Origin of the sequence: Chimaeribacter arupi (assembly GCF_002858805.1) — a bacterium.
Lineage (GTDB): Bacteria > Pseudomonadota > Gammaproteobacteria > Enterobacterales > Enterobacteriaceae > Chimaeribacter > Chimaeribacter arupi.
Map to the genome: position 1 here is coordinate 1 of NZ_PJZI01000034.1, position 15,881 is coordinate 15,881.

Annotated in this window: 16 protein-coding genes; 4 read left to right on the forward strand and 12 right to left on the reverse strand. The window is 55.9% G+C overall.

Annotated elements, in window-relative coordinates:
• Positions 1-110 precede the first annotated feature (110 nt).
• From recO to lepA, 5 genes are all read right to left on the reverse strand, one after another.
• Positions 111-848: a DNA repair protein RecO gene (recO, locus tag CYR52_RS17565; RefSeq protein ID WP_072930195.1), complete on the reverse strand. Its 738-nt coding sequence runs from the start codon at positions 846-848 to the stop codon at positions 111-113.
• 12 nt (positions 849-860) lie between these two features.
• On the reverse strand, positions 861-1,766 hold the full coding sequence (gene era / locus CYR52_RS17570; RefSeq protein WP_101829062.1) for a GTPase Era: 906 nt from the start codon (positions 1,764-1,766) through the stop codon (positions 861-863).
• A complete protein-coding gene (rnc, locus tag CYR52_RS17575) occupies positions 1,763-2,443 on the reverse strand; it encodes a ribonuclease III (protein ID WP_072930182.1) in 681 nt (226 codons plus the stop codon). The genes era and rnc overlap by 4 nt, the downstream gene beginning before the upstream one ends.
• A 182-nt stretch (positions 2,444-2,625) precedes the next feature.
• A complete protein-coding gene (gene lepB / locus CYR52_RS17580) occupies positions 2,626-3,603 on the reverse strand; it encodes a signal peptidase I (RefSeq protein ID WP_072930181.1) in 978 nt (325 codons plus the stop codon).
• A 14-nt stretch (positions 3,604-3,617) separates the two neighbouring features.
• Complete coding sequence (lepA, locus tag CYR52_RS17585; protein WP_072930180.1) at positions 3,618-5,417, reverse strand: translation elongation factor 4; 1,800 nt, start codon at positions 5,415-5,417, stop codon at positions 3,618-3,620.
• A gap of 566 nt (positions 5,418-5,983) precedes the next feature.
• Between lepA and CYR52_RS17590 the strand changes: the two genes are divergently transcribed.
• The gene (locus CYR52_RS17590) at positions 5,984-6,802 is read left to right on the forward strand and encodes a hypothetical protein (protein WP_072930179.1); all 819 of its coding nucleotides are present in this window, start codon (positions 5,984-5,986) and stop codon (positions 6,800-6,802) included.
• 122 nt (positions 6,803-6,924) lie between these two features.
• Here CYR52_RS17590 and rseC read toward each other — a convergent pair whose 3' ends face one another.
• Genes rseC through rpoE form a run of 4 tightly spaced genes read right to left on the reverse strand, consistent with a single transcriptional unit; the run spans position 6,925 to position 9,612 of the window.
• Positions 6,925-7,392: a SoxR-reducing system protein RseC gene (gene rseC, locus CYR52_RS17595; protein WP_072930178.1), complete on the reverse strand. Its 468-nt coding sequence runs from the start codon at positions 7,390-7,392 to the stop codon at positions 6,925-6,927.
• 11 nt (positions 7,393-7,403) lie between these two features.
• On the reverse strand, positions 7,404-8,357 hold the full coding sequence (gene rseB / locus CYR52_RS17600; RefSeq protein WP_072930177.1) for a sigma-E factor regulatory protein RseB: 954 nt from the start codon (positions 8,355-8,357) through the stop codon (positions 7,404-7,406).
• On the reverse strand, positions 8,357-9,007 hold the full coding sequence (gene rseA / locus CYR52_RS17605) for an anti-sigma-E factor RseA (protein WP_072930176.1): 651 nt from the start codon (positions 9,005-9,007) through the stop codon (positions 8,357-8,359). Before rseA ends, rseB begins: the two co-directional genes overlap by 1 nt.
• Positions 9,008-9,036: 29 nt before the next feature.
• The gene (rpoE, locus tag CYR52_RS17610; RefSeq protein ID WP_072930403.1) at positions 9,037-9,612 is read right to left on the reverse strand and encodes an RNA polymerase sigma factor RpoE; all 576 of its coding nucleotides are present in this window, start codon (positions 9,610-9,612) and stop codon (positions 9,037-9,039) included.
• Between the two features lie 214 nt (positions 9,613-9,826).
• On the opposite strand from rpoE, the gene nadB reads away from it, so the two are divergent.
• Positions 9,827-11,482, forward strand: a complete 1,656-nt coding sequence (gene nadB / locus CYR52_RS17615) for an L-aspartate oxidase (RefSeq protein ID WP_101829063.1) — start codon at positions 9,827-9,829, stop codon at positions 11,480-11,482.
• Here the strand turns inward: nadB and trmN are convergent.
• Entirely contained in the window at positions 11,457-12,203 is a 747-nt protein-coding gene (gene trmN / locus CYR52_RS17620) for a tRNA(1)(Val) (adenine(37)-N(6))-methyltransferase TrmN (protein ID WP_241522428.1), read from the reverse strand. The two genes, nadB and trmN, sit on opposite strands and share 26 nt — an antisense overlap.
• 165 nt (positions 12,204-12,368) lie before the next feature.
• Between trmN and srmB the strand changes: the two genes are divergently transcribed.
• Positions 12,369-13,691 carry an ATP-dependent RNA helicase SrmB gene (gene srmB, locus CYR52_RS17625; protein ID WP_072930170.1) on the forward strand — a complete coding sequence of 441 codons (1,323 nt, stop codon included), beginning with the start codon at positions 12,369-12,371 and terminating at the stop codon, positions 13,689-13,691.
• Between the two features lie 63 nt (positions 13,692-13,754).
• On the opposite strand, the gene grcA is transcribed toward srmB, so the two are convergent.
• Positions 13,755-14,138 (reverse strand): autonomous glycyl radical cofactor GrcA, encoded by a 384-nt coding sequence (gene grcA / locus CYR52_RS17630; RefSeq protein WP_072930169.1) that lies wholly within the window; start codon positions 14,136-14,138, stop codon positions 13,755-13,757.
• 340 nt (positions 14,139-14,478) lie between these two features.
• Here grcA and ung point away from each other — a divergent pair, with 340 nt between their 5' ends.
• Positions 14,479-15,168: a uracil-DNA glycosylase gene (ung, locus tag CYR52_RS17635; RefSeq protein ID WP_101829064.1), complete on the forward strand. Its 690-nt coding sequence runs from the start codon at positions 14,479-14,481 to the stop codon at positions 15,166-15,168.
• A gap of 52 nt (positions 15,169-15,220) precedes the next feature.
• On the opposite strand, the gene grpE is transcribed toward ung, so the two are convergent.
• Positions 15,221-15,808, reverse strand: a complete 588-nt coding sequence (gene grpE, locus CYR52_RS17640; RefSeq protein WP_072930164.1) for a nucleotide exchange factor GrpE — start codon at positions 15,806-15,808, stop codon at positions 15,221-15,223.
• Positions 15,809-15,881: the final 73 nt, after the last annotated feature.

Genomic DNA, 15,881 nt, shown 5'->3' on the forward strand with positions numbered 1-15,881 from the left:
GTGGTCAATATTGACACCAAGCAATAAGTCAGCCATGACAGTCCTCGGAAAAAGGTGGGGGTGCAGGCAGTTTACACTGCCGATGCGGTGAGGGGTAATCGGAGGAGAGGTCAGTCAGCGGAATCGAGGGGTTTTTCGGACGGCGCTTTTACACTGAACTGGCGGAACAGTTCCCGGCTTTTCAGCGGTTTACCGCCAAGATAAGGCTTCAGCGCCATCCGGGTAAACCGTTTGGCCGCGCGCAGGGCATCGCTGTCCGGAAACTCGCGCTCTGCCAGCGCTTTGAGCTGGCGGCCGGTGAAGCTGTGGTTATCAATGACCAGGCTGGCGATAAAACCTTTCTCTTCGCGGTAGCGGTAAGTCATCTCATCGGTGACCTGCTCGCCGCTGCCGGCGCAGTGCAGAAAATCCACGCCATAGCCCAGGTGCGCCAGCAGAGCCAGTTCAAAACGGCGCAGCGCCTGTTCCGGTGAGCCCTGCCCGGCCGCCAGTAACTGAATGCAGGAGAGGTAATCAAAGAACAGGGAGGCGCAGTCTGTTTCCGGCTCCAGCACGCGTGCCAGCAACTCGTTAACGTATAGACCGCTGTAGAGCATCATTCCGCTGAGCGGCAGAGAGAGTGACACCGGTTCGGCATTGCGCAGGGTTTTTACTTCCCCGCGCCCGCCCCAACGCACTAACAACGGGGTAAAAGGCTGCAGCGCCCCTTTCAGGGTGGAACGGCGGCTGCGTGCGCCTTTTGCCAGCACCCGCACCCGCCCATGCCCTTCCGTGAACAAATCCAGCATCAGGCTGGTTTCACTGTAGGGCCGCCCATGTAATACAAATGCCCGCTGCCAGCCTTCCATCGGCATTGCGCCTTAGAGGTCGTCTACGTAACCCAGGCTGCGCAGCGCACGTTCGTCGTCTGCCCAACCGGATTTCACTTTTACCCAGAGTTCAAGGTGCACTTTGGCCTCGAACATCTCTTCCATGTCCTGACGTGCTTCAATGCCGATGGTTTTGATCTTGGCCCCTTTGTTCCCGATCACCATCTTCTTCTGGCCTTCACGCTCCACCAGAATCAGCCCGTTGACGTCATACCCGCCGCGTTCATTGGACGCAAAGCGCTCAATCTCCACGGTGACCGAGTAAGGCAGCTCTTCGCCCAGGAAACGCATCAGTTTTTCACGGATGATTTCAGAGGCCATAAAGCGCTGTGAACGGTCAGTGATGTAATCTTCCGGGAAGTGGTGAACCGCTTCCGGCAGGCGCTTGCGCACGATGCTGGCGATGGTGTCCACATTGGTGCCTTTCTCTGCGGAGATTGGCACCACATCGAGGAAGTTCATCTGCTCGCTCAGGAACTGGATATGCGGCAGCAGTTTGCTTTTGTCTGCCACGTTATCCACTTTGTTGATCGCCAGCACAACCGGGGCTTTCAGGTCACGCAATTTGTTGACCACCATCTCATCGTCCGGCGTCCAGTGCGTGCCTTCCACCACAAAGATCACCAGCTCCACGTCACCGATGGAACTGCTGGCTGCGCGGTTCATCAAACGGTTGATGGCACGCTTCTCTTCGATGTGCAGCCCTGGGGTATCGACATAGATCGCCTGATAAGGGCCTTCAGTGTGAATGCCCATAATACGGTGGCGGGTTGTCTGCGGCTTACGTGAGGTGATGGAGATTTTTTGCCCCAACAACTGATTCAGCAGCGTCGATTTGCCTACGTTCGGTCGCCCGACGATGGCGGCAAATCCGCAATATGTTTTCTCTTCGCTCATTCAAGCTCCAGCTTTTTCAGCGCTTGTTCCGCTGCCGCCTGTTCGGCTTTACGGCGGCTTGAGCCGGTGCCAACCACCGGTTCACTCAACCCGCTGACCTGGCAGTGGATAGTAAATTCTTGATCGTGCGCCTCACCGCGAACCTGTACGACCAGATAAGAAGGCAACGGCAGATGGCGACCTTGCAAAAACTCCTGTAAGCGGGTTTTTGGGTCTTTCTGCTTGTCACCGGGACTGATTTCATCCAACCGGCTCTGATACCAGTTAAGAATCAAACGTTCGACGTTCTGGATATCGCTATCTAAAAACACGCCACCAATCAGGGCTTCTACCGTGTCCGCGAGAATAGATTCGCGGCGGAAACCACCACTTTTCAATTCACCAGGGCCCAGGCGCAAACATTCGCCAAGATCAAATTCACGCGCCATTTCTGCCAGCGTATTGCCGCGTACCAGCGTGGCACGCATACGGCTCATATCGCCTTCATCCACTTTGGGAAAACGGTGATAAAGCGCATTGGCAATGACAAAACTGAGAATAGAGTCACCCAAAAACTCTAACCGTTCGTTATGTTTGCTGCTGGCGCTGCGATGAGTCAGTGCTTGCAGCAAGAGCTCCTGCTGTTGAAAAGTGTAGCCCAGCTTTCGCTGTAGCCTGTTTATTACGATGGGGTTCATGAGTTACCAATAGATCAAGAATGCGTCAAAAACTTCAGCATACGGAACAGGCCTGCTTCGCCCAAAGCCAATCCAAAGCTGTTTCGTTTGCAGTGGCTCCTCTGGGATGAGGAGCCAACTTTTATCGCTCAAGGGGTTATTCTACAACGAGTCGCGACATAATGCTGCGTTTATGGGCCGGATTAATGGATTCCACCAATACGGCTGAAGCGTACACCGGTCGGCCATTCGCCTTCCTGCTTCTCAAAACTCATCCAGATAGCGGTGGCTTTGCCTACCAGGTTCTTCTCAGGCACAAAGCCCCAGTAGCGGCTGTCGGCACTGTTATCCCGGTTGTCGCCCATCATGAAATAGTGCCCGGCCGGTACCACCCAGACGCCCAGCGGCTGCCCAGGTTGCTGGTAGTACATCCCCAGCTGATCCTGTGCGCCCGGTACATCCAGAATATTGTGCGTGACGCCCCCCAGGTTCTCCTGACGGTCGCGCAGGCGGATGCCGCCATCCGGCACGGTATCGCTCTGCGGCACATCATAGAACCCGCTGGAGGCCTCGCTGCCGGCGCTGTGACCAAAGGTCTGCACCAGGTTGCTCGGCACGGCCTGAGTGTAGGTCACAGCCAGGGCTTTATCGCAATTGCTGTCACTGTTGCAGGCCGGTTGCACCGTTACGCGCTTGCTGACCGGGTCATAACTGACGCGGTCGCCCGGCAGGCCAACCACCCGTTTGATGTAGTCAACCCGCGTGTCGCGCGGGTATTTAAACACCACAATGTCACCACGTTTTGGGTGGCCGGTCGGGATAAGCGTCGTCTGGGTGATCGGGTCTTTCAGGCCGTAAGCGAATTTCTCCACCACGATGAAATCCCCAATCAGCAGCGTTGGCATCATCGACCCTGACGGGATCTGGAACGGCTCAAAAATAAAGGAGCGCACCACAAACACGATGAATAATACCGGAAACACCGAGGCGCAGGTTTCCACCCAACCCGGTTGCTTCGCGACACTGTTCAGGGTTGCGCTGTCGAGATTACCCGCTGTCTGAGCGTTAATGGCGGCCGCTTTTTTCCGGCGGGCCGGCGCCCAGACAACGCGGTCAAGACACCAGATAATCCCTGTGAGCAGGGTTGCAACAAACAACCCCAGCGCAAACATGTTAGCCATGCTGACTCCTTAATTTATTTGCTGTCTTTACCAACATGCAGAATGGCCAGGAACGCTTCCTGCGGCAACTCAACGTTACCCACCTGCTTCATGCGCTTTTTACCTTCTTTCTGCTTCTGCAGCAGTTTTTTCTTACGGCTGACGTCACCGCCGTAACATTTTGCCAGAACGTTTTTGCGCAATTGTTTCACGGTGGAACGGGCAATGATGTGGTTACCGATGGCAGCCTGAATCGCGATGTCAAACTGCTGACGCGGGATCAGTTCGCGCATCTTCTCAACCAGCTCACGGCCGCGGTACTGGGCGTTATCGCGGTGGGTAATCAACGCCAGCGCGTCCACGCGCTCACTGTTGATCAGCACGTCAACCCGCACCATGTCGGACGCCTGGAAGTGTTTGAAGTTGTAATCCAGTGATGCATAACCCCGTGAGGTGGATTTCAGGCGGTCGAAGAAATCGAGCACCACTTCCGCCATCGGGATTTCATACGTCAATGCAACCTGGTTACCGTGGTAAACCATGTTGGTTTGCACACCGCGTTTTTCAACACAGAGCGTAATCACGTTGCCCAGGTACTCCTGCGGCATCAGCATGTGGCACTCAGCGATCGGCTCACGCAGTTCGGCAATGTTGTTCAGCGCCGGCAGTTTGGAAGGGCTGTCAACATACACGATTTCACCGGAGGTGGTTTCCACCTCGTAAACCACGGTCGGGGCCGTGGTGATCAGGTCCAGGTCGTATTCACGCTCCAGACGCTCCTGAATGATCTCCATGTGCAGCAAGCCCAGGAAGCCACAGCGGAAGCCGAAGCCCAGCGCGGTAGAGCTTTCCGGCTCATAGAACAGCGAGGCGTCGTTCAGGCTCAGTTTGCCGAGCGCATCACGGAACGCTTCGTAGTCATCAGAACTGATCGGGAACAGGCCGGCGTAAACCTGTGGTTTCACCTTTTTGAAGCCCGGCAGCGCTTTCTCTGCCGGTTGGCGGGTCAGCGTCAGGGTATCGCCTACCGGTGCGCCCAGAATGTCTTTGATGGCGCAGACCAGCCAGCCTACTTCCCCGCAGCTCAGGGAATCACGATCCACCTGTTTCGGGGTAAAGATGCCCAGACGGTCAGCGTTATAAGACTGGCCGGTGCTCATTACTTTCACCTTGTCGCCTTTGCGCAGGGTGCCGTTTTTGATACGGATCAGTGACACAACGCCGAGGTAGTTGTCGAACCAGGAGTCGATGATCAGCGCCTGCAACGGTGCATCCGGGTCGCCTTGTGGCTGGGGAATGTCGCGCACCAGGCGCTCCAGCACGTCCGGTACGCCTACGCCGGTTTTGGCAGAGCAGCGTACGGCATCCGTGGCGTCGATGCCGACGATATCTTCGATCTCCTGCGCAGCGCGATCGGGATCGGCGGCCGGCAGGTCAATCTTGTTCAGAACCGGCACCACTTCCAGATCCATTTCGATCGCGGTGTAGCAGTTGGCGAGGGTCTGTGCCTCAACGCCCTGCCCGGCATCTACCACCAGCAGTGCCCCTTCACAGGCTGCCAGCGAGCGGGAAACCTCATACGAGAAGTCAACGTGCCCCGGCGTATCGATGAAGTTGAGCTGGTAGGTCTGGCCGTCCTGCGCTTTATAGTCCAGCGTCACGCTCTGCGCTTTGATGGTAATGCCGCGCTCACGTTCCAGATCCATGGAATCCAGGACCTGCGCCGCCATTTCACGATCGGAGAGCCCGCCGCAAATCTGGATAATACGGTCGGACAGCGTCGACTTACCGTGGTCAATATGGGCAATAATGGAGAAATTTCGTATATGCTTCATTATAAAAGTTTTTCTGCCTTGGTATTTCTGAATCGCTCGCCTATGGGGACACGCATGGACAAGAAGCGACGGTGAGTTGATTGGCTCTCTTACGCCTGAGTCGCAGCATTCTACATGCCGGGCCTGTGAAAGCCTAGTCATCCGCCATGCTATCGCTTAATTATGGATATCATCGCGCAAAAGTGGCGGCAAAGAGGGAAATAAGATGTGAGGAGGTGCGACAAACCGCGACAGGTAAGTAAAATTGTTTTGCGCACTGCCCGGCGTGCGCCCTTTGCCGCCTTACCCCGCTATTTTTCCCTAAAATAACTAAGGGAAATAACGAAAATATAATGTTTCATATTATTGGGTATGCTGCGCCCGGCTTTCCCCCCTCCTTTTTATTTCACCTTGAGTCACGCCTTTTCGTGCGCCCGCCTGCCTTTAGGATAATGCTCATTTACACCTTTCCTCTCAGTAGACTAGATAGTGTATTCGCCAGTAGAGCGTAAACAATAATGATTCTAAAAGTGGCTTTAGAGATATTTTAGTCTTTTCATATTATTCAGGTTACAAGGATACCCGTTATGATCGAGGAAGGACGGTTACTCAGCCGCCATGGTTTCACCAAAACCAACTCGTGGATAACCATTGTCATTTCTGCGCTGCTGATGTTGGCGGGGGCGGTGCTGTTTCTGTTTTTACTCACGGCTGAACGCGCAGAAGATGATCGGGTACAATTCACGCTGTTGGCCGGTATGGCCTGTATCGTGCTGGGCATTACATTAATGTTCCTGCGTCATTTAATTAAACCCAAACAAATCTACCAGCTGCATGAGAATGGTATTCTGGTTATTAATCAGCATGACCAAAAGGATCACTTTATTCCTTTTGAGAAAATCTGTGATATTTACCGTTACCGCAGTGGTAACTATACCGGGAAATTAATCAATGCCCTGGCATTCCGCACAGATATATACAGTGCCTGGAATAAGATTTCCCCGAATGTGGCCGGTTCAGCGCGCCTGATTGAAGTGATTATCAACCAGCAGTTGATCCATCGCGGCCCGGCAGCCCTGACCATGTTGGCCAATGATGGGCATGTGAGCTTTTTCTATCTCTGCCCCAGCCGCAGCCTGCTGAAACGGGTCTTGTCACGCAATTTTTGGATGATGAAAGAGAAGCAATTACGGCTGAGCGCCCTGTCGCTGAGCACAGAGGATCAGATGATCCCGATCGATGAAGTTCATCATATTGTTTCCGGCGGCCCCGGCGAGCCGATTGAATTACTGGATGCCCAGGATCGGGTACTGTTCTCGATTCCCTATATGTCGCTGTTCAGTGCCGATCTGTTTATTGCGTTAATCGAGCATATGATTCAAAGCCGGATCCCGATTCGCACATAACAGGTGGAGTGAGGCGGCTCACAGGACGAGCTGCCGGCGGCAACAGGCGTGAACTACAGGAAAGGTCATTACGCGCTACCGTGTTGCAGCGCGTCACGCTTTTTCAGGCAGGGAAAAGGCTATCAGGAAAGGTCGCTTTGCATACGGAACGCCGTAGGCGGCAGGCCAATCTGCAAGACCACCGGCTGGTAGTCATGCTCTTCTGCACTCTGTTTAGCCAGGAAACGTGCAGTGATAAAACCGGCGGCCCCGCCTGCCACCGCGCCCAACAGGGCAAAGAGATCGCTGTTAAGCCACATCTGCATTGCCCCGCCGCCCAGCAACAGCCCCGCCAGCGGTGTCATATACACCAGCAACGCCGAACGCAGCAAACTGCCTTCAGTAATGCCTAATTCCACTTTCTGGCCGGGTTCCAGCGGCTGGTCAATATTTACCTGCAAGTGATGGGTAGGCTGCGGCCCCAGCTTATTCAACGTTCGGGTGCCGCAACCGGTACGTGCATTGCAACTGCCGCACCCGGCCTGAGGGTCACACTGCAGCAGTGCAACGCCCTTTTCCCACGAAATGACGGTGGCCCATTCTTTCATCATAATGAATTACCTTATTGCGACCCGGTCAGAACAATGCTGTCAGCAATGCGCTTTGCTGTAGAGGGCGGCAGTTCGCCGACCACGGTAATCTCCCGGCCGTCACGGATTTCAGTGTGTACTGTGCGCCGCCCCTGCCGGACAAACTGCTCAGACGTCGGGCTGCCGGACGTGCTGATGTTGACAGAGAAACTGAACAACCCATCAGAGTAAAGCCGGGATTCTATCGGAAGCGGCAGATTTGGCAATGTGCGGCGGCTGCGTGAGACTTCCGTGACCCCGACCGGCAGCCATTTCGGCGCCCAACTGAAATTCACTTTGTCGGTGGCCGGAATAGAGAGCAACGGGGGCAACTGCGCTTTTTGCAGGCCGGCCAGCGCTTCCTCTACCTGATCGCTGGCAACAAAGGAGATCACCCGGAACTGCTCCAAAGTCTCCCCATCCCGATCCAGCAGATCGGCCCGCAGCGGCAGTTTGGTTTCTTCATCAATCCAGACGATATAGCTGTAACGTGTGCCGTCACGCGCCACAATGCGGATAACCTCACTGGGCCGATCGGAGATGCGGGCGCGGCCTACCGGGATAAAGTCATAGTATTTTGCAAGCTGCCCGTAATCAGAAAACGCCAGGGCCGGTAATGCATCAACAATGTGATCGCCGGTCAGGGTAAAAGGCTCCAGCCCCGCCTCAAAATAGCTGATCTCATTGCCTCGCTGCAAAATCTCGCGGCGTGGGCCGTCCATCTGCAACAACTGGGCAAACGACTCTTTGCCCAGCTTCACATGGCGATAGCGTGAGGAATCTATTCCCTGCTTGCTGATGCTGATAAAGGCGATTTCATAATCGAGGGTCTGGCTGGCGCTGTTCATCTGTTGCAACAACGCCCCGGACGCAGTCTGCGCCGGGGCGATGGTAGGATAAATCAGGCTGCCTGTCAGCACACTCACGGCAAACCAAAATTGCTTCATTACTGCGATTGCATTCCTAATGACTGATTACCGGGTACCTGAACAGCGGCCTGCTGCGGACTCGTGGAGTCCAGCTGAAGCTGATCAGAATGCAAACGGCGCTGCAACTCATAATCCTGCAAAATCGCGTTAATACGTTTGCGCTGCTCCTGAAGTTGCTGCTGACCCCCGTTCGCCGTGGTGTTATCACTCGGCACACCGAAGCTGACCTGAGAGGCTTTTCCGCCCATCATCGGCAAGGTGTTGAACACCGGCGTTTCAGGTGAGCTGCTGCCTTCAGGCTGGTTGTAGTGCTGAACACCCACGATCACGGCCAGCGAGACACACGCAGCAACACCTACCTGAGTAAGCTGACTGGCCCACGGGCGGACTTTGTGCCAGAACGGCATCTTCTGCCAGGTGTGCGGCTGCGGCTGGGCGTCCGGAATCGCGTTCGGAACCAGGCGGGCCGGTTCTTTCTCAATCGCGGCGGCCACCTGGGCAGCGATGTCCAGATGCATCACCTCACCGACATCGCCCCGCATCGTGTCACGGATCAGATGATAGCTCTGCCAGCGGTCCTGAAGCGCTTTGTCGTTTGATAACGCGTTCAACAACTCGGAATCAAGCGCTTCACCATCCATCAGAGCGGAAAGCTGTTCTTTCTGCATGCCTTAGTACCCTTCCTGTGCCCGCTGTACTAACGCTGAATCAGCGGTTGGACTTTATTATCAATAGCTTCCCGAGCGCGGAAGATGCGGGATCGCACCGTGCCTACCGGGCACTCCATAATAGCCGCTATCTCTTCATAGCTCAGGCCATCCAGTTCCCGCAAGGTTATCGCCATGCGGAGATCTTCAGGGAGTGATTCAATAGTGCGGAAAACTATCTGTCGTAACTCCTCAGACAACATTAAATTCTCAGGGTTCGAAATTTCTTTCAATGCGCCTGCACTTTCAAAGTTTTCTGCATCGTTGGCATCAACGTCGCTGGCCGGTGGCCGGCGCCCTTGTGCGACCAGATAATTTTTAGCCGTGTTTACGGCAATACGGTATAACCAGGTGTAAAACGCACTGTCTCCCCGGAAGGACTCCAGCGCACGGTATGCTTTAATAAAAGATTCTTGTACCACATCCGGCACATCGCCCTGGGGTACATAGCGGGAAACGAGACTCGCCACTTTATGCTGGTAACGGATCACCAGTAAATTGAACGATTTTTGATCTCCCTTCTGGACCCGCTCAACCAGAACCTGATCCGTAAACTGCTCGCTCATCCGAGGTAAATTCTCCCCAAACCTGTTTCCACGCATAAAATTGTACTGCCAGCCATCATCTTTTTTCCTGAGCAAGCACCTGCTTGGAGTTTACACGGTACGCAGAGTTCCGCATTGTCTCTGTTTTTTCTGTTGGCACCTCAAGCACGTGGCTTTTGCCCGAGCAAGTAGGCTAACATGATTTCCACTCTTCTTCTGCACAACATCATACGCTATGTCATCTCCTTCTGAACATGTCAGCGACGTCCTGATTATCGGCAGTGGTGCGGCGGGGCTCTCCCTGGCGCTGCGTCTGGCAGAGCATTGCCGCGTTACCTTACTCAGTAAAGGCCCGCTCCGCGAAGGGGCAACACTCTATGCGCAAGGCGGCATCGCTGCCGTATTTGATGAGGCCGACAGCATCGCGTCGCACGTTGAAGACACCCTGGTGGCCGGGGCCGGGTTGTGTGACCGGCAGGCGGTGGAATTTATTGCCGGCAATGCCCGCCACTGTGTGCAATGGCTGATTGATCAGGGTGTCTGTTTTGATACCGAGGCGGATGCCGCCGGCGATGCCCGTTATCACCTTACCCGTGAGGGCGGCCACAGCCACCGGCGCATCCTGCATGCGGCCGATGCCACCGGCAAGGCAGTAGAAACCACGCTGGTGGCGAAAGCAAGTTCACACCCCAATATTTGCGTACTGGAACGGCATAACGCCATTGACCTGATTACCGCCGCCAAAGCCGGGCTGGCCGGGCCGGAACGCGTCGTGGGGGCTTACGTCTGGAACCGTGACAGCGAATCAGTCATGACATTCCGCGCCGGGGCAGTGGTGCTGGCAACCGGCGGAGCCGCCAAGGTTTATCAGTATACCACGAACCCGGATATCTCCTCCGGCGACGGTATCGCGATGGCCTGGCGGGCGGGCTGCCGGGTGGCCAACCTGGAGTTCAACCAGTTCCACCCTACCTGCCTGTTCCACCCGCAAGCGCGTAACTACCTGCTGACAGAAGCCTTGCGCGGTGAAGGGGCCCACCTGATACGGCCCGACGGCAGCCGTTTCATGCCGGAAATTGATCCGCGTGCTGAGCTTGCCCCACGCGATATTGTGGCCCGCGCGATTGACCATGAGATGAAACGGCTCGGTGCCGACTGTATGTATCTCGACATCAGCCATAAACCGGCTGAATTCATTCTCCAGCACTTCCCCACTATCCATGAGAAGTTGCTGTCGCTGGGGATAGACCTCACGCGTGAGCCGATTCCGGTTGTTCCGGCGGCACATTACACCTGTGGCGGGGTAATGGTTAACCACCAGGGGCGGACCGATCTCGACGGGTTGTATGCGATTGGCGAAGTGAGTTACACCGGGTTGCACGGTGCCAACCGGATGGCCTCCAACTCTTTACTGGAGTGCCTGGTGTATGGCTGGTCAGCGGCCGAAGATATCCTGGCGCGCCTGCCGCAGATCCCTTTGCCTGATGCCCTGCCCGCCTGGGATGAGAGCCTGGTGGACAATGCCGATGAGCAGGTGGTTATCCAGCATAACTGGCATGAGCTGCGGCTGTTTATGTGGGATTACGTGGGCATTGTGCGCACTACCAAACGGCTGGAACGCGCCCTGCGGCGCATCATGCTGCTTCAGCAGGAGATTGATGAATACTATGCGCGTTTCCGCATCTCGAATAACCTGCTGGAGCTGCGCAACCTGGTGCTGGTCGCGGAGCTGATTGTCCGCAGCGCCCTGCTGCGCAAAGAGAGCCGGGGGCTGCATTATACCCTCGACTATCCGGAGCAGCAGGCTGAACCGGTGCCGACCGTGCTCTGCCCGGCGTCTGCGGGGAAAGCGGCCGGTGAACATATCAATAAAACAGATAGAAATCGGTAATCATCTGGCGGAAGGCGGCACTGTAGCTGCCGTCTTCATCGCGCAGTGCCAGCTCGTCCTGTTGCAGGGCCACGGGTGAGCGAGCCAACGACAGCAACATACGGTGCAGCGGTTTGCCCGGCCGGTCACGGATTACCACCTGCTGCGCCGGGTACCAGCCTCCCGCCTGCGCAGTGGCGATAAAGCGTTCGCCAATCTCATACGGCAGCACCACACAAAACCGGCCCCCCTCGTCCAGCAAGGCGGCAGCGCAGGCCAGCAGGGCGTCGTGGCTCAGCGTGCCGGTATAACGCGCCTGGGTCCTTGCCGCATCCCGGCAGGCTACTGCCGGTTCAAAATAGGGCGGGTTGCTGACGATCAAGGCGTAGCGGGCGGCTGCGTCACGCGCCACCTGATGAACATCGCTCGCCAGCACGCTGATCCTGTCAGCCCACGGCGACGCGCCGGCATTTTCCCGTGCCTGCGCGGCGGCCTCTGCATCCAGCTCCACGGCATCAATCCGGCAGGCTGGTGAGGCACGTTGTGCCAGCATTAACGCAATCAGCCCACTGCCCGTGCCGATGTCCAGAATACGTCCGGCATTGTCCACGGGTGCCCAGGCACCGAGCAGCACGCCGTCAGTGCCGACTTTCATTGCACAGCGATCGTGGGCCACAAAAAATTGTTTGAAGGTGAAACCGTTGCGGCGCAAGGCGGGAGCGGGGGTTGATTCGGTAGTCACAGGTTCTTCCAGGTCAGATCCAGGGGCGCCTTATTCAGGCGCAGCACGACAAAACCTGCGTAGCATAGGATAATCGTTAACAGAGTAAAAGCGCCACCCGCGGCTTAAATAGGTGAAGAACGCGTCTAACCCGTCTATAATCGGCGCCCCACGTAGAGGTAGACCATGACAGCAACCACTTTTTCCGAACTCGATCTAGACGAACGCCTGCTCGACGCCTTGCGCGACAAAGGCTATGACCGCCCCACCGCAATTCAGGCTGCGGCGATCCCGCCTGCTATGGAAGGCCGTGACGTTCTGGGTTCGGCACCCACCGGCACCGGCAAGACGGCCGCATTTCTGCTGCCGGTCATGCAGCATCTGCTCGATTTCCCGCGCCGGAAATCCGGCCCGCCGCGCATTTTAATTGTGACGCCAACCCGCGAACTGGCCATGCAGGTCGCCGATCAGGCACGTGAGCTGGCGGCCCACGCGTCACTGGATATCGCCACCATTACCGGCGGTGTCGCGTACATGAACCACGCCGAAGTGTTCAGCGAGAATCAGGACATCGTGGTCGCGACCACCGGCCGTCTGCTGCAATATATTAAGGAAGAGAATTTCGACTGCCGCGCAGTAGAAACGCTGATCCTGGATGAAGCAGACCGTATGCTGGACATGGGCTTCGCCGAAGACATCGAAAAAATCGCCGGCGAAACGCGCTGGAGAAAACAGACCATGTTGTTCTCCGCCACGCTGGAAGGCGACGCGATCCGCGACTTTGCCGAGCGCCTGTTGCAGGACCCGGTCGAAATCGAGGCGGACCCGTCACGCCGCGAACGCAAAAAAATTCTGCAATGGTACTACCGGGCCGATAACTTGGCGCACAAAACCGCCCTGCTCTGCCACCTGCTGAAACAGCCGGATGTGCAGAAGTCGATTGTGTTTGTCCGCACCCGCGACCGGGTACATGAAATGGTGACCTGGCTGCGTGAAGCCGGCATCAACTCCTGTTACCTCGAAGGCGAAATGGTGCAGGCCAAACGCAATGAGGCGGTAAAACGCATGACGGACGGGCGCGTCAATGTGCTGGTTGCCACCGATGTGGCGGCGCGCGGGCTGGACATCAATGATGTCAGCCACGTGTTTAACTTTGACCTGCCGCGCACGGCGGATACCTACCTGCACCGTATCGGCCGCACCGGCCGCGCGGGCCGCAAAGGCTGCGCCATCTCCCTGGTGGAAGCGCACGATCACCTGCTGCTGGGTAAAATCGGCCGTTATCTCAACGAGCCGCTGAAACCGCGCGTGATTGATGAACTGCGCCCGACCAGCAAAGCGCCGAGCGAGAAGAGTAACGGCAAGCCGTCGAAGAAAGTGCTGGCGAAACGCGAAGCGGATAAAAAGCAGGCGAAAGCCAAGCCAAAAGTTAAAGTGCGCCATCGCGACGCCAAAAATGTCGGCAAACGCCGCCAGCCAAAGGCTGAAACCGGCACACCGGGCGAATAATACGTGGGATAGAGAAAGGGGAGCTGCGGCTCCCCTTTTTTATGCTGTGTGCAGGAAAAGGTTTTACAGGCTTTCGGTAAAGGTACGGGCGATCACGTCGCGCTGTTGTTCCGGCGTCAACGAGTTAAAGCGCACGGCGTAACCGGAGACACGGATGGTCAGTTGCGGATATTTTTCCGGATGCTCCACCGCGTCCAGCAGCGTTTCACGGCGCAGCACGTTGACGTTCAGATGCTGGCCGCCCTCAACACGCACTGTCGGCTGCACATCTACCGGCACTTCACGATACTCAATCTGGCCCAGTTCCCGCAGGGGAACGATCTGGTCTTCCTGATACGCCGCTTTGGCACAGAGGCAGCGTGCCTCCTCTTTTTCGCTGTCCAGCAGCCAGAAAGAGTTCACCAGCGCCTCATTATTGGCCTGAGTAATTTGAATACCTGTAATCATACTTTCCTCCATAAGGCAGCGGTACGCCGCCCTGATAAGTGACCGGCGGTGTTACCCAGGTAAAACCGCACCTTCTCATCCCTGTATACCAGCGCAAAAACCGCTCTTCTTTGATTAAAATCAAAAACATCACCTCTGCATCATGAGCTGTTAAAGCAAGTTTTTGTTTTTAATCAAAATAGACGTCTCAATGATTTACAAGAATTTTGTAAATTATCAATTAATTTTGAAATGATACGGGAGACAGCGGACCGCGCAGCCATTTCCCCCGTTTTACTGGTAAGCGGATGCAGGTACTCTATAGTCATCAGATTATCTGTAAAAACAAAGGAGAGCGTTAATGCCCACTTCACTCACCTGGCATGACGTGATTGGCCAGGAAAAAGAGCAGCCCTATTTTCAGGAAACCCTGGCATTTGTGGCGGCTGAACGCGCCGCCGGCAAGACCGTGTACCCGCCGCAAAAAGAGGTGTTCAACGCGTTCCGCTTCACTGAGCTGAACGATGTGCGGGTCGTGATTCTGGGGCAAGACCCTTACCACGGGCCAAATCAGGCGCATGGCCTGGCGTTTTCTGTGCGGCCGGGCGTTGCCGTTCCCCCTTCGCTGGTGAACATCTATAAAGAGCTGGAGAGTGATATCCCAGGCTTTCAACGGCCGCCGCATGGCTGCCTGCAAAGTTGGGCTGAGCAGGGGGTGATGCTGCTCAATACCGTGTTAACGGTAGAACGCGGCCAGGCCCATTCTCACGCCCGTCTGGGTTGGGAAAGGTTCACCGACAGTGTGATTGCCGCCATTAATGAGCATCGTGAAGGCGTGGTATTTTTGCTCTGGGGTTCACATGCCCAGAAGAAAGGGAGTTTCATCGACACCCAGCGCCATCATGTGCTGAAAGCGCCGCACCCGTCCCCGCTCTCCGCGCACCGCGGTTTTCTGGGGTGCCGCCATTTTTCCCAGGCCAACGCGTTGCTGGAAAAGCAGGGGCTGCCGCCGATTGACTGGACGCCGGTGCTGCCGCAAAACCTCGACTGACCGGCCATCCCGGCAATAAAAAAGGCACCCGCAGGTGCCTTTTTCGTCTCAATTACGCTTTGGCTTTTGAAACGGCAACCATCGCCGGGCGCAGCAGGCGGCCATTCAGCGTATAGCCCTTCTGCATCACCATCATGACATGGTTCGGCTCATGCTCCCCGGACTCCATCAGGGTCATTGCCTGATGCACTTCCGGGTTAAACGGCACATTGGTGTCACCCACTACTTCGATACCAAACTTGCGTACGGAATCCAGCAGAGATTTCAGCGTCAGTTCCACGCCTTCAATCATTGATGCCAGCTCACTGTTGGATTTATCCGCCAGATCCAGCGCGCGCTCCAGGTTATCGATAACCGGCAGCAGTTCGCCGGCAAATTTTTCCAGGGCAAATTTATGGGCTTTTTCAACGTCCAGTTCAGAACGGCGACGAATGTTCTCCGCCTCTGCCTTCGCGCGCAGCAGGCTTTCACGCTCGCGTTGCTGTACATCTTTTAACTGCGCTTCAAGTTCAGCAATACGGGCGTCACGCGGATCGACGTCGTCTGCCGTCTCGGCTCCAGCTTCCGCGTGCAGTTCCTGATCTTTTTCCATTTCATCCGAGACTTGCTCGTTTGCTGTGTTCTGTTCTTTACTACTCATGAAATTCTCCGCGTTTTAGCATTACACTTGCTAGTTCGCTTATTATGGGGATCAAAACCCGGGTTTCAAGGGA